Genomic DNA, 19605 nt, shown 5'->3' with positions numbered 1-19605 from the left:
TTTTCGTAATAGATTTATAGATTTACAGGATACAAATTTAAATAGAATACATGCATCTTCTTTCTTGTAACCATTCACCGACTCTTTCTAAATCTTTAACGAATAACAAGATTTTTCCTTCATCCAGCTTTTCTTCATAAAAGTTAGCTTCTTCCTCATTAAGTCCTAACTCTTGCATCTTATTTCTTAACTGATCTCCCGTTTTATGAAAGACATTAATAATACTTGTCCCAAGTCCCTCCTCTTTTATTCCAATCGTGTTCACGTCTGCATTATCTGCGATTCTATCTGTCCTCTCTTTCTCATGTGTTAACACGTAAATATCTTTTTGGTCTATTCCTTTCTTCACTAGATCATTCGCCGCATTCATGACCTCTTTCTCCGTAATAAATTCATATACAAAAGGTTTACTATACTTCGTTTCCATCTTTAACTTCCTCCTTTAAAATGAATTATTTGTTATATTATATGTAGTACACCTATTTTCGAAATGTTAAACATAAAATATGAAAAAAGTTATGTGAATTTTAATTTTAATAGAAAATGAACAACATCATTTACCACTTTAAAACATCTTCTTCTTACAATAACCACCTAAAATAAAAGAAAATTGTTATAATTAAACTTAAGGAGGGATACTATGAAAAAAACCATATCTATATGCGCTCTAACCGCTCTATCTTTCACTTTAATAGGTTGTACAAGCACCTCGGCTACAGATAAAGCTTCACAAGTTAAGCAAGAACGCACTCAACATACCTTTCAATTAAACTCCGCAAATATTTCAGATATTGAAATACTAAAAACAACAAATCATACTACTTCCAAATCTCAAACAGATAACGAAGAAATGATAAAATCTATCGTTTCAGCAGTTCAAAATGGAACACCTAAAACAATCACTTTAGATCAAAAAAAGAGAGAATCTGCACATTCTACTATTACCGTTACATATAAAGATGACTCAAAAGAAGAATTTCTTGTGTGGGTTGATAATAAGGAACAAATTACAATCACTAAAGATGAGAAGAAAGATAAGGTAGAAGGTGTGATAATGAATATTAAAGATGCTAAAATGATGAAGGATTTCTTTTAATAATGTAAAAAGGATCTCCTTTAAGGGGATTCTTTCTCTCTTCATACAGCCTCTCGAGTTCTGCTCCTTATCATCCAAAGCAGAAATATTAATGATATATTATGAAGACGTTTATTTACGCTTTAGTTATATACCTATTGTTCCTATTGCAGAAAAGTACAACAAGCTGGACAACCTAGATTTCAAACTGTAAGATTAGATGTTGGTGAAATCGGGCAGCAAAGCATATATAGAAAATAGGTGTTAATTTTGAAAATCAATAAAAAATTCGAACCATTAATTTTTAATATCTTTATGATTTTAGGTATATCTAGTATTATCTCTTTCGTCATGGTTTCAATGAATGTTGGATATACAGCTTTATTTCTCAAATCATGGATGAAAACATGGGGAATTGCTTTCGTACTTGCATTTTTAGCTTCTAAATTACTACCCTTTGTAGTGAAAAGGATAATGAAAATATTCACTTTTGTTGAGAATGATGCTTAAAAATAAAGTGATGTACTGCGTAGGTTCATTCCAATTAAAAGCGTTTATTATCACAAAAACTTAACTTAGTAAAATGTTTCAAATCGAAGGAAGACACCTTAAAGGTTGTCTTTTCTTTATAAGTAAAAAAAGCCCGCCTATTTCCGTAGGCAGACTTTATCTTTATTACACAATACGAAAGTATACTCTCTTTTTCACTGAAATTTCATGTAATTATACATATTCATGAAAATAGAAGAAGTAAAATATACATTGTGGGCATGTTCCATACCCATCAGGCTCAGATTTTAACATGTGCAAAAATAAAAATCCCCTAAATAGCTATATAGAGATGAAGTTGTTATTACAACATATTTTCCACTTTCAACTTAGTTATCATTAGAATGCTTTTCTACAAAATCAAGGATCCTAGCATTAACTGCGTTAGAGAACTCACCATTGATTGCGTGAGATGCATTTTCTCTTAGACCTTCTAAATTAGGTACCCACATTGGAGTAGATGCACCACGTCCAGGGAGTAAGAGTATTGGTTCCTTATGTTTGTTTTCCTCTTTAGTAAAATAATAAGCACAAATTGTGCCATATTTCTTTTCTATATCTTTCGTATCGTTAGGTTTTGGAAGAAGTGCCATTGATTCATCGTAGGCACTTTGAAAATCTTCCTTTCCTTTTTCAAATGTAAAGTGACCAATCTTATTATCATCCCTCTTCATTTACTTACTCTATTGCTTCAATTTGGGATCCTAATTGATGTATATCTTAAATCATTCGAATCTTACCTTTATATATAAAATAAGCTTCCCATTAAGCCTCCATGTGCTATGTTGTTTACAGTATTTTTATCTTTTGAAATACCTCGTATTAATGTTCCAGAATACTCATTATTAAAAATATAAGTTGCATAATTGATTTCAGTATCTAAATATGACACCTTATCATCTTCAACATACGGCATTAAAATTTTTGGGGATTCTACCCTTTCTTGAACAAGGTATTTTCTATTTGATTGAAAAATATTTGCTAGCTGTAATTCCCATGCATTTTGATTCATTCCTTTTCCTATAACAACACCATCTCCCCCATATCCTCTTAGGGGTTTAAGGACAAAGGTATCTTTTTTATTTATAAGCAAATTATGCAGTAAATAATCTTCACCTTCATAATTAACTAATTTATCTTTTTCAAGAAATCTAGACCAAGGAATACATCTATTTATAACTTGTTTTTCTTCCTCATTAAACATATATTGATATTCTAAATCGGATAAATAAGCAAAATTACCCTTATTGCTATATAAATCCGTATGAATACCATTGGTGATTATTAGATTATCTAAACGACATAATTCTAAAATTCTCTTAATCTCCCCTTTATCGCCTTTGATATCATCTAATAAAAAAAGTCGAAATAAAATATCAATTTTCTCGCCTTGAGTAAATAAGTTTCCTTCTCTAATTTCTATATTTTCTTGGTGACATATCACGGCTTTTAACCCTTCAGCTATAAATAATTGCTTCATTTCCTCATGAGCATATATATATTGCATCATGTCAGGGTACCAATCCATTATCCCAATTGTCACTTGTTTTTTATTTAGTTTATTTTTATTTATTATATCTTTAAATACTTTTACTATTTCTTTGTTTGGATCTTTAAATTTCCAATTATCAGAATCAAAAAAACCCTCTTTTAATATCATGTTGTTCAAATTGCCAATTTCAGTACCACCAACACTACTTTCAACATTAAACTCTATAATTTTATAGCCACTGTTTTCTAAAATCATATCACTTCTTGCTAACATACCATCATTATTATGAAGTGTTGTTTCTATCAACTCTCTTTCTTCTACGCTGTACCCTAATTTATCAAATAATTGAGCGTTGTCTTCCTTGGACAAACGTTGATTAAGCGATACAATTAAATCCAAAATTGTTTTACAATCTACATTTATCTTTTCTAATTCCTCTTTCTTTTGGACAATTGGAACTGAAAAAATAGGTGTTTGTGTATTAAAATAAAAAAGTCTTTTTTCTATAATCTCTGAAAAAATTTTATTATGATATTTTATAGCATTTTCTTCGTTTTCCTTGAAATATGAAGTTAAATCTTCAGCTATTTTTATCATTTTAGTACCAACCTACCTTTTGCTAAGTTAATACTATATTCAATGATTTCCTTGCATATTTCTCTACCCTCTTCAACAGATAAAGGATACCATCCTGGACAATTGTTTACTTCAAACACATAAAATTGATTATTGTACTCAATAATATCTACTCCAGATAAGGATAGACCAATAGCATTAGAAGCTTTTAAAGCTATTTCTTTTAATAATGTATAATCTTTTACAACTTCAATATTTGCTCCCATTGCCACATTTGCTTTCCATGTTTTTTCATTAGGAATTCTTCTAAATGCATAAAATACTTCATTCCCCATTGTAGTAACTCGTATATCCCCATCAGGATGAGGAATATATTGTTGTACTAAAAGGTTTTTGTACTTTGATAATAAATTTTCTACAATAGGTAAATAACTCTCAAAATCTTCATTAATTCTTTCTACATCAGTCCCACCATAACCAAATGACGGCTTTATAACTATATTTTTATATGTCAGCCATAAATTTTTTATCTCTTCTACTGAATGAACTAGAAAAGTATCTGGAACATTCACACCACATTTAGTTAATAGTTTTTGGGTAATCATTTTACTTTCCGACATATAGTAATTATCGAAATTCTCATTTATACAATCTGTATACTCCTGAATACTTTTCAATAATTCTAAATCCTGTTGATAGTATTCTGGCCTAATTTGCGCTCTTGATATAATAGTGTCAAATTCTTTTAAATCTACATTAAACACTGTTAATTTAAAATCATTATTTATTACAGTCATTTTGACATCCTGTAGACTAAATAATAAACTATCATAACCCAATTCCTTTGCTATTTCATCTAGTTGTTTTGATTCGTATTCTTCATGATCCCAACCCATAATTCCAATTTTCATTTGTTATCCCTCCTAATATTATTTTTTTAGCATTCCTATAATCTAAACTATTTTAATAAAATTGATGTGTTACCTCTGTAAAAGAATAAATCAATACAGACGAAGTAATTACTAATGATATAACCATTATTTTCAACAAAAAAATATTTTCACAATAATAACTTTCTATCAAACACTTACCTTTGATTATAATCTCTGAATAAAATCCTACTTGTTAAGGCTTTCGAATAGATGAAGTGCCTTATCTTCTATTTTTTTTGCATTTATATCCCCTTTACCCACAACCATATATTCAATAGTTTCAGTTCTTGCAAAATCCTCAGTTAAAATAATTACGCCCTCTTGATACTCCTTCGTTACCAATAAATTATCCTGCTGTAATAAATCCAATAATTTTGCAAGGCTTTTCCCAGCTTTAATTTTATTTCTGGTAAGGATTTTGTAATCTTTAGCGTAATTTTCCCCGTATAATTTTTGAGCTAAATAATGAATATGACTGCATCCACCATTTCTACCATTAATTTCACTAATCATTAGCTTCCCATCATCTGTTAATAATCCATCAATATTAATATTACCTTCATATCCACGTTCACGAGCAACATTTGCCAATGCAGTAGAACTTGAAATAAATTCTGCTAATGTATATGGGTCCATGTTTGAAGTAGGAATTTCAAAACCATTCCATACTGGTTCCATTCTCATATCTCCAAAATTTAACAACAAAGGTCGTAAATTTTGTCTTGAAACGGCAAGTTCTGAATAGTAAACTCCCACCGTTTCATAATATACTTCTATTACTAATGCTGTGTTGCGAAATCCTATTAGTTTGCTCCATAAATAAGAAACGGTCTCTTCTATAGGTATATTTGGATCGTAATAAATTGTTTCAAAGGCACCTTTAGATTCCTTTTTATCAATGTTTTTCGTTAAAACTATATTTCCATCTCCCCCTGCATTTACATCTTGCTTTACAATTACAGAACCTGTTTTTGTTATTAGGGCTAGAATGGCCTTTTGAAGCTCATTTTTAGAATAACAATTCATCCCTTCTGCTACAGGAATATTGTGGGAAGCTGCAATTCTTCTAAACTCTACTTTACTATTTAGTACTTCAGACCCACCTTGTAATAGAAATTCAACTGTATGTGGATAAACGTTTGTATTCATATGTTGTGCAAATTGTGCAACTGCACGGTCAAAATAATATGGTAAAATCCCTATGGAATCATTACTTCCTGCTAATCCCCTTACTTTTTCATATAATCTCTCATCTGTTAATATATCAAATGTTAGTAATTTTGTTTTCTCCTCCTCAGAATCAGGTGGAGATAATATACTAATCTTGTCCGGATTAATCCTTAGAAGTTTACACATATATTCTTGAAATTCTCTTGAAATAGAATAAGGAAGTAAAAGAATATCACCCTCTTCCACAAACCAACTTAATCTATTTGCGACTATAGACGCACTTGCTAACATGTATGGAGTGTGATTTTTTGTTTCACCCACTAAGGATTCTCCATCTACGTTACCAATAATAATTTTCCGACTAGCTTTTTTTTGATGTTCTAGATTATTATCTTTTTTCATTAATATTTCCACTTATTAAACCCCCGTTTCTTTTTCCATGTTTAAGGAAATGACATTTTGTTTCGTATTTAGCCTACTAATTAACCAACAAGTAAAACATGTAATGCCACAATAAATAATCCATGGATAAATAGAATTCATTTCCATAAGCCACATTCCAATATAATTTCCGATTAGGGTTCCTCCTGCAAAAGAAATTTCAAACAATCCAAAATACCCTCCAGTATTGTTTCCTTGACTATAGTCTGCAACTGCCATATCTGAACTTGGTAAGATTAATGTTTCTCCCAATGTAAATACAACTATAATTAATACTAGCCACACTAAGGATTGAGTTAGTGGGATTAATATAAAACTAGCAGCACAAATTAACATCCCTATTTTTATTAAGTTTAGTGCTTCATGTTTTTCAAAATATTTTCGTAAGAAAAACATGAATATTAGACCCGTTATTCCATTTGCAATAAATATAAAACTAATATACTTTTCACTTTGGGTAATATTAAACACATGTATCGGGATCGATATTGTTAATTGTGCAAACATCGCCCAAAATAACATCATTGCAGAAATATATTTTAAATATGCTTTATTACCTATAATTTCTTTTATACTTTTTAATACATTAGTAGTTGTAGTCTGTGTTATGAAATGTTTATTAAACATAAATAATGTAACAAAAATACAAACTAATACTAAACCACTAATTATAAATGGTGTAGTAGCATCTATTCCGAGTAATAGGGCAGCAAATAACGGACCTAAAACAGCACCTGCATTTAATGCTTGATTTAAATAGGTAAAAATTCTTTTTCTATTTTTTGAATCTTGTGTAGCAAAAATTGATGTAACAGAAGGATCATAAAAAGCCCCTCCTATCCCAGTTAATGCAGATGCAAATACAAGCCCCCAAAAATCTGTAAATAGTCCATAGCCAATAAACCCAAATGCTCTAATCGCTATGCCAATAAACAAGGTGAGTCGATGACTAATTCTATCCCCTAATAGACCTGTTACAATAGGAAGTGCTCTACCACAAATCAGATTCGCTGAAATAATAGTACCAACTTCTATTGGCGTGAATTTAAGATTAATTGATAGATAAACTACTAAAAAAGGACTCACCATGAAAGTACCAGCATTCATTAGGAATGCTGATACAATCAAAATTTTTATATGGAGAGGAAGTTTTTCTTTATGTTCCCTCATTTGACCAATTCTTTCTGTGCTAAATTCTTTAGGAATTTTTCCTTATCAATAATAAAACGAGTATGATATCCCTCTACTACCTTATCGTGAAAATCATAACCTACAACTTTAAAAATCAGCTTTTTTCCACTTACTTCTACAAGCTCACTTTCAATATTTATAGTATGCCCCATTGGAGTAGCAGCTAAATGTTTCATCTCATGCGCATATCCTACTGTCATTTGGTTTGTGCTTAATTCGCTTTGTTCAATTGTTTTCATGCAGCTTAATTCAGTCAGCCATAATAACACTGGCGTCGCTAATACCGGTACATCATTCCTCCAATTGGTAGCAAGTTCATTTTCTGATATCTCATGGGTAAACTTACTTTTTAAACCCGCAATTAATTCCATACAACTGCCTCCCGATTTTGATATATTTTTTGCATTTGATTAAACATATTAACTCTTTGAATATCACTAGTTCCCCCTGCTATTCTAGTTCCTGCAGAATCTTGGAATAGTTTAGATATTTGACCTACCATATACCCACTATGACCATGTATTTGCATTACATGTTGTGCTGTCTGGAAAAGAGACTCAGTTCCAATATATTTAGCCATTGAACACATTAAAGACGCCTCGTCATCATTTTTTATTAATTTTTCTAAAGCAGAATAAGTAATTAATTTTGTAGTTTCTATGTTCATTTTTATATCTGTTAGCTTCTGTTGTATATATTGATGATTTGCAATTGGAGTTTTAAACGCTACCCTATCGTTAGAATATTCCAAACTTTTAAACATCAATCCTTCCATAAATGCAGCAGCAACCAGTCCATATAAAAGTCGATCCAAAGAAATCATATTATATAAAGTTTGTAAGCCATCCCCTGGGTGACCTAATATAGATTTATTCGTGATACTCACGTTATTTAAATAAATATCACCTGTTGGACTTGTCCGATTTCCGAACATATCTTCTTTTTCACCAAAACTTAACCCTTCCAGGTCTTTTTCTAGGATAAATAAAGTAATATCTTGTTTCCCCAATTCTGGAATTCTTCCAACTAGAACAACAATATCCGCGATTGGTGCATTTGTTATATGCGATTTTTTACCATTAAGAATAATTTGGTTTGCATCATATTCACCAGCTGTACGGATTCGTGCTACATCGGATCCACCTGTTGATTCTGTAATAGCAGTTGCACCAATCTTACCGTTCATCAACTCATTTAAATAATAATGTTTTTGTTCTTCTGTTCCATGTAAAAGAAGAACTCGTAAGCAACCAATATGAGCAATTATAGATAATAAAAACCCTAAATCTGTAGAGCGTGATGCTAACCCTTCAAGGGCTGCCGAAAATTCCCACCAAGACATTCCTAATCCTCCATACTCTTCTGGTACGGGAATTTTCCAGATTCCTTCTTTAGTAATTTGATTCCATGTTTCAAAATCAAACGATCTGTTCTGATAACATTCTGCTGCGTTTTCATTTAATGTTGTGCTAAACTGGGTATATTTTGTCTTCATTGCTTGCTGAACACTATTCCAATTAAATTCCATTAAAATTCCTCTTCTCTATTTATAATTTATTATTTTAAAATACAGAATATTAATTCCGTATCATACTATAATTCTTTTTTTATGCTAAATAAAACATTATGTTAATCATAATAATGTTCAGTACCTAAATGTAAATCTACTACTGCAGCAAGTGACTGTAGTTGCGGACTAGCTTCTGAACGGTGGACAATTCCACTATCGTAAAAAGTCTTGTAAAGTCCAGTTTGGAACGAAATGATGGGAATGTTCATATTAATACAGTTATAAATTTCTATATAGTAATTTATAACTGTATCGGACTCAATAACAACAATATATTCATTGTTTTTTTCAAATTCTATAATGGCATATTTGTTACCCCTTATCCGTACATACTCTTCTATACGTTCCCCAATTGAATAAACCATCTCCTGTAACATTTTTTCCCTCCAATGCTTTTAATTTTAGTGAAACCACACATTAATTACTTTAACTATTAAATTCCACAAAATTTTCCTCTTATACATGTGTACCTGGATAAATAATTCAATGAAATACAGGATAAGTGAATCATCTGTAGTCCCATTATGTACCGAGATTATTAGTAAGAATTTAATGTTTTTCTCTAAAATAATACAATGTATGATTTCAAATACATCATATAATTATTTCAAAATAACTTTTAAAAAACTAACTATCCACTATTATAGTTAAAAAAAGATATTGATAGCCTAGTTAATTAGGTTAACGACATCCCAATCACTATCTAGTTTTCAATTTAGCCTTTTGGGTTTGCTATATTAAAATTTTTACCACAAATGTAAATTTATTTAAACAAGTTTTTTTAGGATACTATCGTTTTTCAAAAATTTTCTGAATATAAAGAAAAATATTAGAATCCTATCATATATCATGTTCTGTATCTAAAAAACTACTTTAATTTTAGTATTAGCATAGAGGTATTATTAAGAAATTTTTAAAAATAAAGTTCTCAAATTAAAAAATTGTGTACATATCTCATAAATTTTTCTCAATATTAAAAACGAAGTGATTTCCATATAATGAAAAATGTATATTTACGAATATATATATTTCGAATTAAATAAAGTTTATTGACTAACAAGATAAAGATAAAAAAGAATGCCCATATATCTATCAATGGACATTCTTACAAATTAAATACTCATAATTGAATTTTATTTTTTTTACGGTGCCGCTGAACTTTTGCAATGGTGCCACATGATCTACCTTTAGGTTCAGATGCATACATTCCACACCAACGTTTACTTGCATTGCGAGAATTATCATAAAAAACCCAACGACAGTCTGGACAGGCTTTAAGCCGTTTCCACTGATTTTTTGCAATACTTTCGATGATAATTATCAATATCTCACTAAAAAAGTCTTGTTTATTTTTAGGATTATATTGAATATTTTCAGGATTAACAATAGATATTTCTATAGGGTACTGAGTTAACCATTTATTTAAACTATTAGTTGTATTTAACTCTATTGATATTCGTAAATCCTTACGAAATTGATGCAGTATCTCTAAATCTCTAGAAAAATGAATATCTCCAAAATACTTAAAAATAAAATCCTCTACATCTTTTTTGGTATTCAAACGATCAGTTGGTTTACGAGTATCATTGGGAATTTCCCAAGTATTTAAGAAATCACGAATGATCTCTAATCTTCCTGGAGCTATTTGATTATTAATCAATACCACTCACCTCATAATTTTTAGGATTGACTTTATTATACAACTGTTGATAACATAATAAAAGATAGTTGTTAACCACTAAAATAAGTAGATGGTTAATAAATGTCTTTCTATATTCCCAAGTGCTTGAAAGGTGGTGATTATTACCGTTGTAGTAGGTAATTATGTTCAGTGTAATAAAAAGAACGTTTTAGTGAAAAATGCGAACATAAAAAGCTGTCTATCAAGATTACTCTATATAAACAGTCCTACATATTATCATTTACTATAAATTTACTTTTTATTAAAAAAATCAAACCTGTTTTGTTTCGGTGTATTGTTTGCATTGATAACAATTTAATTTTATTAAACAATATTAAGGAGGTTCTACAATGGAAATCAGTTTCACTTCAAATACACAAAAAATACCTACTAATTTAAATAAATCACCAAAACTTATTATTGGTAACGTAGGGGCCGAATCTTTAGTTGGTGAGCCTGATAAATTAACTGAAAAGGCTGGATCAATGTGGTCATCATTTTCTTATCGCTTAGCTTGGTTACTTGAAAAGGGTGATATTTTACTAATACCTAGAGAAATCTCTAATGATTTTTTAACTTATATACTATCCATTAAAGGATTACAACTGGATGACATACATGTAATAGTACCTGAAAGTGTACATAAAAAAGATTTATTAACTTATGAGACTTTAAATAGCCCTAAATTAAAAGAAAAACTCTTAGGTCTAATGGGAGGAGCTGATTGGGAAGTTATACCTTATTTTTTTGACAGGTCTGTGGCTCAATTAGTAAAAAACTTACCAGTTAAAATTAAATCTCATACTTTGGATTATTTTCGACAAGGTGGATCAGAAGTTTTAAATAGTAAGATTGAATATCGTAGAATTGCGGGAGCATATAATATTCCTGTGCCAGAGGGAATAAATTGTTATACATCAAAAGAATTGAATCAGGCTATGAGAGAACTTATTGATATAACAGGGTCAATAATTGTAAAACAAGACACGAATGCAAGTGGTCAAGGCAACATTGTCATTACATATGATAAGAGAACTGAATCACCTGGTGCATACAAAACATTATGTATTAATCAAGAATCCGAATTAGAAGAAATATATTCAGGCATTTGGATGCAATTGATAGGTGAATTAAATACTAAATTAGTAGTTGAAGCTTATTACGAAACATTTTCAGTGTTCTATGCTGAACTAGAAGTTAAAGAAGGTGTCCTTAGACCTTATTTGTTGAATTTTGGAGATATGAGAATGGAGCCAGTATGGAATGGATTTGAAATACCAACCGTATCATTAAGACCATACGCTATAGGTGAATTTATTTCTAATTGTACAAAACTTACTGAAGTTGTTATGCAAAGAGGGTATATTGGATTGATAAATATTGACGGTATTTTAACTAGTGATGGAAAAATCATGATTTCCGAGATTAATGGACGTACAGGCGGCTCTACCCATGTACATGTCGTTGCTCATCATTTATACGGAGATAATTATGGAGATAATTACACAATTTTGACTCAAAATAAAGTTAGTATAGGTAACAAAACATTTGGTGAATTGTTGAAAGAACTTGAAGTAAATAGCTTATTAGCTTCAAAGAATAAAGAGGGTGTCGTTCTTTTAAATGATGAAAATCAAAGCAAATCTATCGAATATATGATTATAGGTGAGACAAGAGAAAAAGCTTATGATTTAGAAAAATCTTTCAGGGCATTTTTAAGTGAATTTATTATTTAATATCTATAGAGGAGCGTATTTCAATGAGTACATTCAGCCTTTCAAAATCATCCGTCTTAAAACCGAATATTTCCAAATCATATCCTATTGTAAAGTATGGAAAAGGAGTTTACATATATGATCAAGAGAATAAGAAATATTTAGATGGCTGCTCTGGAGCGATAGTGGCTAATATTGGTCATGGTGTAAAAGAAATTGCAGAAATTGCATACAATCAGCTCTCAAAAATTGCGTTTACATATAGAACACAATTTACTAATTCGCCTTTAGAAGAGCTAGGTAATAAAATTACGCAACTCTCCCCCAATCTCAATCATATCTTTTTTTCTAATAGTGGATCAGAAGCAACTGAAACGGCATTACGTTTAGCTATTCAATATTGGCAAGAACTTGGAAAAGCAAAAAAAAACATAATATTATCAAGAAAGATTAGTTATCATGGAGTAACTTTAGGTGCCCTTTCGATGTCGGGGAGTGATCGTAGAATAAAATTTGAAGATATTCTAACTTATAAACCAGCTATTCCAACACCATACTGTTATAGATGCCCTTTCTCTAAGGATCCTGAAACTTGTAATTTAGAATGTGCAACCGCTATAGAGTCTGTAATTAAAGAAATGGGAAGCGAGAATATTGCTGGGATTATCATGGAACCTGTTGTAGGAGCATCAGGTGGAGCGATTACACCATCTGAGAGCTACTTTAAGATAGTTAAAAAAATATGTGATAAGTACGATATTCTGCTAATATGTGACGAAGTGATGACGGGTTTAGGTCGAACTGGAGAGTGGTTTGGAATCAACAACTGGAATGTTGAGCCAGATATTATTGCTCTTGGTAAAGGGATGAGTGCAGGCTATACCCCAATTTCAGGTGTTTTGTTTAATCAAAAAATTTATGATGCAATACATGCTGGTTCTGGAATAGCAGTATATGGGCACACATACAGTGGAAACCCAGGTTCTGCTGCCATTTCATTAGGGGTATTAAACTATATTGAGTCTAACGATCTTATAACAAATGTTCGTAAAAACGAAGCAATTATAAGAAAAAACCTAAATGAATTAAAGAATAGATTTGAATTTATTGGCGATGTAAGAGGCATAGGTTTACTTTGGGGGGTAGAATTAGTCTCCAATAAAGAAAAACGAAGTCCTTTCCCACGGAATCTTAATATTGCAGATATTATTGTAGATATTGCTTTAGAAAAAGGACTATTAATATATCCTGTTAAAAATATGATTAACTATTCAGAGGGTGATGCTTTCTTAATAGCTCCCCCATTTACTATCACAGAAAATGAATTAGAGGAATTATTTAATATATTGACAGATTCATTATTAAGTTTAGAGCAGCACATATTAGAGGTAGAGAAAAAATAATAGAAATAAATCTGAGCGACATTGAAATTAAATACATTTAAAAATTCCATATTTAACCTACTATTTTATACGTGTTCCAGTTCCATGTGGATTGAGACAAAGATGGTGGTAAATCTAATACACAAAAAAATTAACTCTCTAAATAGGAGGAATTAGATTATGAACTTTCAAGTTGATTCTTTAGGAAAATATGAATATGTAGTTCAAGAAAAGGACTTAGCAAACAACTGGGAAAATGACGTAGAAGTATTAGCAACCCCCGTTTTACTCTGGTTAGCAGAAGTATCTTGTATGGATGCTATTAAAAACCAAATTGAAGAAAATTATATGTCTTTAGGGCTAGGTCATTATGAAATGAAGCATTTGGCCCCATCTCTTTATAATGAGAAAGTAACAATTCATTCAAAATTAATTAAAGTTGATAAAAATAAATTGCTTTTTGAAGTTGAGGCATTCGATGAAAGTAATAAAATATTAAGTGGTTTTCATGAAAGAGCTGTAGTAAAAAAAGAAAAATTCTCAAAAAAATTAGAAGAAAAAAGAGAGGCAATCAAAGTCAATGGTTAGCGAAAAAATTCCTGTTCCCATCAAGATTTTGCTTACAGCTGTTTTATTTATGAATACAGGAAGTTTTATGATAATGCCTTTTTTAGCAATACATTTAACTAATGATCTCCACTTCTCTTCTTGGGAAGTGGGGACCATTTTAACTACAATTCTTATTTCACAAAGAGGGTTGCCAATATTCACGGGTTTTATAGGTGACCGAGTAAGCCATACAATAAATATTCTTCTAGGAGTTGTAATAAGAGCGGTAGGATTTGGATTATTTGTTTTTGCTAGTGATTTTTGGTCAGTAAGTATCGCCTCATTTTTTATTGGTTTTGGAGGAGCATTATTTGATCCATCTATTACTGCTTTCTTTACTACTCAAAAAGAGGCGCTACGAAAGAAAATATTTACTTATTTTAACCAAATGCTTAATGCAGGCGTAATTGTGGGGCCTTTAGTTGGGGCCTTATTAGTTCAATTTGATCCAGTATATCCATTTACGATTGCAAGTATCGCTATGCTACTTTTAGCATTTGTTCTTTTTGTATATCGTAATAAGTATCCTAAGACGTTTAAAGATACTAAAAAAATATTGGCAAGCTTAAAGGATACAGCTTCAAATAAGTTATTTTTACTATTTATGTGTATTATGCCTTTATTTTGGATTATGTTTGTTCAATTAAATATTTCTTTTCCAGTCAAAGCATACAATTTAACTGACAATAAACAATTAGTAAGTTCTATTTTTATTTTAAATGGTGTTTCCGGATTATTATTAATGTTCTTATTAAGAAAAATATTTATTAGTAAGCATCCCTTGATTATGGTAAAACTAGGCGTTTTGATTATGGGACTCTCAATTGGTGCTATTCCACTAATTTCATCAATTTATTGGATGTTATTTTGTATATTTCTTTATACTCTTGGAGAAACACTTGCCCTTCCAGGTGCTGAAATGACTGTTGCCCAGTTTAGTAACAATAAACCTGCAGGCTTATTTTTCGGTATTTTCCAAGCCTTTTGGGCCTTTGGAGGCACTATTGGTAACTATCTTGGAGCTTGGTTAAATAAATTTAATCACATATCGGTCTACTGGTTAATATTTTTAGCGATTGGAATTCTAGCTTCTCTATTGTTCCATATAGTTCATCAAAAGATGGAACAACCTATTTCTTCTTCTAAAAAACATAATATGAGTATTTAAATATAGTTAATCAAAGGAAATCAGTGCTTCAAAACCTTGAAGTACTGTGTTTTTAGAATAACAGATCATTCAGTACCCTTACCACTTTTAGTTTACTATAAAATAAGTATGTATATCAAAATGATTTAATAATCCATACAATTAACAAGAATGACGTAGATACAATAGACATAAGATTCAAATTTTATAAGTAAGTTACCTAAACGATAGACTTTCAATAAAAACTATCTTTTTAAAAATACAGCTCATAATAAGTTATTTTTTCCATTGTTATAATAAACAAAATTCGTTAATTGCATCAATTCATTCACCAGTTATTCAACAACTGTCTGGTAAAAAAAGAAAAGGTATAATGTCAGCTATATCCTTTGGTTCCCTCAACCTATTATCGGTCGATAAACCTTCAGTATGTTTCTGACTGGCTTTATTTTCAAATATCTCAGTATTCAATTCTATATTAATTACACATTGAATTATTCTCTTTATATATTTTACGTATCTGTTCCCTTTGAACCCTACTATTATAGGGTTCCTTTTTTTATAATCATATATTTATTAATTAACTTATCAATTTCCTGACTTAAATGGAGGACTTTCGTATGACTAAAGCAAAGTTTATTTACCAGTTCTACTAATTCTAATTTTCTATTAGATCATTTAACTTCGCTGTCATAAAGTCGTTAGAAAAATCTTTCAATGCATTCTTCATTACATTTAATTCTTCTTGTGATTTAATTTCAATACTGTTTAAGAAATCAAATACTTTTGATTGTTCCTCTGCAACAAAGTTTTGTGTCATATAATCATCTTGGAAGTCTTTCTTCGCCTTTTCTTTTACTTTATTCATTGCCTCTGTTTTGTTTATGCTTTTCATTGGATTTTCGAATGCTCCAGTAGGTTGTTCCGGTTTTGGCTCTTCTTTCTTTTCCGGCTGCTGCGCTACTTGTTGCTCTTTTTTCGCTAACTCATCTTTTAACTTCTTCACTTGCTCATCAAGAGATTTTTTTTCAGTTTCTAACACACTCATATCACCTTTCAACTTTTGCGTTTCTTCAAAATGTTCATCTACTAATTTATTATATTCTTTCTCAGAGTACATTTTTTCACTGGTTGATGTCGTTTTCTCTTTCGTAACAACTACATTAATAATTACAAATAAGGCTACAATTCCTATTAACGCAGCGAAAATCTTATTTTTATTCATGATTAATCCTCCAAAATGTAAAATTTCAAAAATTATCATAACAGACCAAAGCCCTTTCACTTGGCACATTCTGTCGAATTAATACAATAAAAAAAGCATCTAAAACAGATGCTTTTTTTCATTCTTAATACGTAAACGTAATCGTCACTAAAGAATATCCTTCTTTCGCATTGTAAGGCTCCGCTTTATAAGAAACTCGATTTGCCCCTTGCGGATAACCGATTTCCCCAATTGCCTTTTTCACATCTTGCAGTGCACCGTTCATTGATTGCTTATAAAGTACTTCTATCTTTTCTGGCTTTGCACTATAGCGCTGCTGCATTTTATTTTTTAATTCAGTATAGTTATTTGCGATATATTCATTTCCTAAATAATTTAACTTTGTATCTTTTAATATTTGCTGATATGCAGGCGTTTTCGTACTACCTGCCGCAATTTTATTTGTCAGTGTACTATAATAATTTGTTGTAGCTTGCGGGTAGTCTCCGCGGTTCCACTCATGATTTTTTGCGATTTGTTCATCTGATAAATTGAAATACGAATACGTTACGCGGCCCTGCTCATCTGGAACCGGATCATCGAATGTTGTATCAAGATGATACCATTTGTTTTCGATTTTCACTAAATTCCAAGCATGGGGTTGTCCGTCCCCAGTTCCTGTCACGAAATGATTTTCAATTCCTGCTTCTTTTAATAATTGATAGGTTAATAGTGCGTAACCTTGGCAAACTGCAGAACGATTTACAAGTGCTTCATATGCTGTGTAAGCTTTATAAGACGTATCATAAGAAACATGTTTTACTACATAATCATGAATCGCCTTCACTTTTTCGTGATCATCCATTCCAACTTGAGTAATAGAAGAAACGATTGCTTTCGCTTGTTTCATGACATATTCCGTCTGTTCTTTCGTTTCACGATATGTAATCTTAAGCGTAAACGTATAATTTCCAGGTGATCCAGAAAGTCCATATGAAACATTCGATCTATTATTATTTGTATACTCATTTTTACTTGCCACTTCTTTATATGCGTTAAAGAGTGTATTCATCACTTCTTCTGTATTATTATTTTTCGTTTTATATGGAAGTGTAATATTCGTTTCATACATATTAATACGCTTTTGTACTTCCTCTTTAAACCCTGTTAATAATGCCGCATCTCCTGTATCTTTCACATTAGCATTTTTATATTTTAAAGTTTTATATAAAAATTGCGCATACTGTTCACGTGTTACTGTACCATACGGTTCAAAATTTCCGTCTCCTGTGCCATCTGCGATTCCATTTGACTGCACTGCACTAATTGCGTTTTCTGCCCAAAACGGATTTGGAACATCTTTAAAGGTATGTTTTTGTTTTGCCGCAAGATGGAAAGCATTTGTAAGAATTTGTGCCATTTCCGCACGACTCACAGAAGCTTTCGGTCTAAATTGACCATTTTCATCACCTTTAAAAACTCCTAAATTTGTTAAAGTTAATACCTCTTCTGGGAACATTGTAGAACTTTGATTAATATCACCGTAAGGATTTTTAAACGTAGACCCATCCTTTAATACGAAACGAGTTCCATCATTACTAAACGAACCGCCTTGTTTATTCGGTACTAACACTCGATAAATTAAAGCCGCAACTTGCTCCCTTGTCGCAACATCTCCAAAACCAAATATCCCATTTCCATAACCGGAAATAATATTCTTACTCGCTAAATCTTTAATTGCAGGATATGACCAATGTGATGTCGGCACATCAGAAAAAACACCCACTTCAGCAGCTTTCACATCACTGCCATTTGTATATAACAACGCACCACCAATAAGTGATAATGATGTAATTGATTTTAATAATTTTGTATACATAATGTCTTCTCCCAATACGTTCTCTATTTTTGTTGGTTTATGTCGAAAAATCTAAAAATATGACAAAATATATTATACAATTAAAATTTTTTGAGGGATATATTGAATTTTAAAATATGCAAAAATTCATATTAATATATTTTTCCGTATTAATATTATGTTGTTTCGCTTGTGAATATATATAAGTAGTCAAGTCAACACAAATAATAAAAAGACAGCTATCCATAGATAACTGTCTTTTTATTGAATCCAATTTAATTATTTTGAAAATCTAGCATACCCCAAGAAGTGCTTTTGAGTGTATGAACTATTTATCTTACTTTTAATTACACCTGTTGTTTCGTCAGCAGCATGAATATATTCACCATTCCCTAAATATATTCCTAAATGAGAAGGACCCGCTTTATATGTATTCTGTAAGAATACTAAATCTCCTGGTTGAGGATCACTTATTTTTGTAACCATTCCCCAATATCCAGCTACGCTTGTTCTTCCAATATTGTATCCATTATTTTTAAATACATAATAAATAAAACCGCTACAATCAAATGAATTAGGTCCACTATTTCCAAATACATATGGTTTTCCTAATTGTTTTAAAGCAAGATCAACCACTCCAGAATTACCAGAATCTGTTTGGTTAAGATTAATCCACTTGTCGCCTTCCCATGTTTTAATCTTCAACCATCCACTAGTTGTCCCATCTATTATTCTAAAATTCTGCGGACTATATAATGCTCCAGCGTTTGCTTTTGCTGAACTAAATGAAGGTTCATTATATGCATAGAATGATTTATTTATAAATCTTTCTTCTCCATCTAGATTCAGCCATTTCTCGCCTTCCCATGTTTTAACCTTTAACCATCCACTAGTTGTCCCATCCACAACTCTAAAATTCTGCGGATTATATAATGCTCCAGCATTTGCTTTTGCTGCATTAAATGAAGCTTCGTTATACGCATAGAATGATTTGTTTATGAATCTTTCTTCTC

The 19605-nt window shown here is 30.9% G+C and carries 19 protein-coding genes and 1 pseudogene; 6 read left to right on the top strand and 14 right to left on the bottom strand.

The window, feature by feature from the left end; all coding sequences use genetic code 11:
• Positions 1 to 37 precede the first annotated feature (37 nt).
• Entirely contained in the window at positions 38 to 427 is a 390-nt protein-coding gene (locus CGQ22_RS22315) for a YflT domain-containing protein (protein ID WP_000448805.1), read from the bottom strand.
• A gap of 213 nt (positions 428 to 640) precedes the next feature.
• Between CGQ22_RS22315 and CGQ22_RS22310 the strand changes: the two genes are divergently transcribed.
• Positions 641 to 1096: a hypothetical protein gene (locus CGQ22_RS22310; RefSeq protein ID WP_000751338.1), complete on the top strand. Its 456-nt coding sequence runs from the start codon at positions 641 to 643 to the stop codon at positions 1094 to 1096.
• Between the two features lie 249 nt (positions 1097 to 1345).
• On the top strand, positions 1346 to 1585 hold the full coding sequence (locus CGQ22_RS22305) for a DUF2798 domain-containing protein (RefSeq protein ID WP_000700225.1): 240 nt from the start codon (positions 1346 to 1348) through the stop codon (positions 1583 to 1585).
• A 458-nt stretch (positions 1586 to 2043) separates the two neighbouring features.
• Here CGQ22_RS22305 and CGQ22_RS22300 read toward each other — a convergent pair.
• The 9 genes and pseudogenes from CGQ22_RS22300 to CGQ22_RS22260 all read right to left on the bottom strand — a co-directional run.
• Positions 2044 to 2298 (bottom strand): annotated as a pseudogene (locus CGQ22_RS22300) (carboxylesterase); the annotation flags it as partial.
• A gap of 68 nt (positions 2299 to 2366) precedes the next feature.
• A complete protein-coding gene (locus tag CGQ22_RS22295; RefSeq protein ID WP_000589954.1) occupies positions 2367 to 3713 on the bottom strand; it encodes a hypothetical protein in 1347 nt (448 codons plus the stop codon).
• Positions 3710 to 4603 carry an ATP-grasp domain-containing protein gene (locus CGQ22_RS22290; RefSeq protein WP_000689988.1) on the bottom strand — a complete coding sequence of 298 codons (894 nt, stop codon included), beginning with the start codon at positions 4601 to 4603 and terminating at the stop codon, positions 3710 to 3712. The genes CGQ22_RS22295 and CGQ22_RS22290 overlap by 4 nt, the downstream gene beginning before the upstream one ends.
• A gap of 207 nt (positions 4604 to 4810) precedes the next feature.
• Positions 4811 to 6196: a preATP grasp domain-containing protein gene (locus tag CGQ22_RS22285; protein WP_206774322.1), complete on the bottom strand. Its 1386-nt coding sequence runs from the start codon at positions 6194 to 6196 to the stop codon at positions 4811 to 4813.
• A gap of 15 nt (positions 6197 to 6211) precedes the next feature.
• Complete coding sequence (locus CGQ22_RS22280; RefSeq protein ID WP_001206702.1) at positions 6212 to 7405, bottom strand: MDR family MFS transporter; 1194 nt, start codon at positions 7403 to 7405, stop codon at positions 6212 to 6214.
• Positions 7402 to 7797, bottom strand: a complete 396-nt coding sequence (locus CGQ22_RS22275; protein ID WP_000419007.1) for a thioesterase family protein — start codon at positions 7795 to 7797, stop codon at positions 7402 to 7404. The genes CGQ22_RS22280 and CGQ22_RS22275 overlap by 4 nt, the downstream gene beginning before the upstream one ends.
• Positions 7788 to 8954 (bottom strand): acyl-CoA dehydrogenase family protein, encoded by a 1167-nt coding sequence (locus tag CGQ22_RS22270; RefSeq protein ID WP_000395615.1) that lies wholly within the window; start codon positions 8952 to 8954, stop codon positions 7788 to 7790. The genes CGQ22_RS22275 and CGQ22_RS22270 overlap by 10 nt, the downstream gene beginning before the upstream one ends.
• Positions 8955 to 9055: 101 nt before the next feature.
• Positions 9056 to 9373, bottom strand: a complete 318-nt coding sequence (locus CGQ22_RS22265; RefSeq protein ID WP_089149379.1) for a hypothetical protein — start codon at positions 9371 to 9373, stop codon at positions 9056 to 9058.
• A gap of 743 nt (positions 9374 to 10116) precedes the next feature.
• Positions 10117 to 10656: a CGNR zinc finger domain-containing protein gene (locus CGQ22_RS22260; protein WP_000609507.1), complete on the bottom strand. Its 540-nt coding sequence runs from the start codon at positions 10654 to 10656 to the stop codon at positions 10117 to 10119.
• Between the two features lie 371 nt (positions 10657 to 11027).
• On the opposite strand from CGQ22_RS22260, the gene CGQ22_RS22255 reads away from it, so the two are divergent.
• The 4 genes from CGQ22_RS22255 (at position 11028) to CGQ22_RS22240 (ending at position 15551) form a co-directional block, all read left to right on the top strand.
• Positions 11028 to 12413: a preATP grasp domain-containing protein gene (locus CGQ22_RS22255; RefSeq protein WP_000406132.1), complete on the top strand. Its 1386-nt coding sequence runs from the start codon at positions 11028 to 11030 to the stop codon at positions 12411 to 12413.
• Between the two features lie 23 nt (positions 12414 to 12436).
• A complete protein-coding gene (locus tag CGQ22_RS22250; protein WP_074594342.1) occupies positions 12437 to 13795 on the top strand; it encodes an aspartate aminotransferase family protein in 1359 nt (452 codons plus the stop codon).
• Positions 13796 to 13954: 159 nt separating this feature from the next.
• Complete coding sequence (locus CGQ22_RS22245) at positions 13955 to 14362, top strand: thioesterase family protein (protein WP_001011131.1); 408 nt, start codon at positions 13955 to 13957, stop codon at positions 14360 to 14362.
• Positions 14355 to 15551, top strand: a complete 1197-nt coding sequence (locus tag CGQ22_RS22240) for an MDR family MFS transporter (RefSeq protein WP_000253212.1) — start codon at positions 14355 to 14357, stop codon at positions 15549 to 15551. Before CGQ22_RS22245 ends, CGQ22_RS22240 begins: the two co-directional genes overlap by 8 nt.
• A gap of 521 nt (positions 15552 to 16072) precedes the next feature.
• On the opposite strand, the gene CGQ22_RS22235 is transcribed toward CGQ22_RS22240, so the two are convergent.
• From CGQ22_RS22235 to CGQ22_RS32570, 4 genes are all read right to left on the bottom strand, one after another.
• Positions 16073 to 16177 carry an aspartyl-phosphate phosphatase Spo0E family protein gene (locus CGQ22_RS22235; RefSeq protein ID WP_074594354.1) on the bottom strand — a complete coding sequence of 35 codons (105 nt, stop codon included), beginning with the start codon at positions 16175 to 16177 and terminating at the stop codon, positions 16073 to 16075.
• Between the two features lie 11 nt (positions 16178 to 16188).
• A complete protein-coding gene (locus tag CGQ22_RS22230) occupies positions 16189 to 16755 on the bottom strand; it encodes a hypothetical protein (RefSeq protein WP_001038911.1) in 567 nt (188 codons plus the stop codon).
• A gap of 124 nt (positions 16756 to 16879) precedes the next feature.
• Positions 16880 to 18613 (bottom strand): S-layer homology domain-containing protein, encoded by a 1734-nt coding sequence (locus tag CGQ22_RS22225; protein ID WP_089149378.1) that lies wholly within the window; start codon positions 18611 to 18613, stop codon positions 16880 to 16882.
• 258 nt (positions 18614 to 18871) lie between these two features.
• Positions 18872 to 19605 (bottom strand): C40 family peptidase (locus CGQ22_RS32570; protein WP_254922575.1); only part of this gene is annotated, 734 nt, incomplete at its 5' end.

It is taken from the genome of Bacillus sp. M13(2017) (assembly GCF_002218325.1).
GTDB lineage: Bacteria > Bacillota > Bacilli > Bacillales > Bacillaceae_G > Bacillus_A > Bacillus_A thuringiensis_K.
This window is presented reverse-complemented; position numbering and strand designations above follow the sequence as displayed.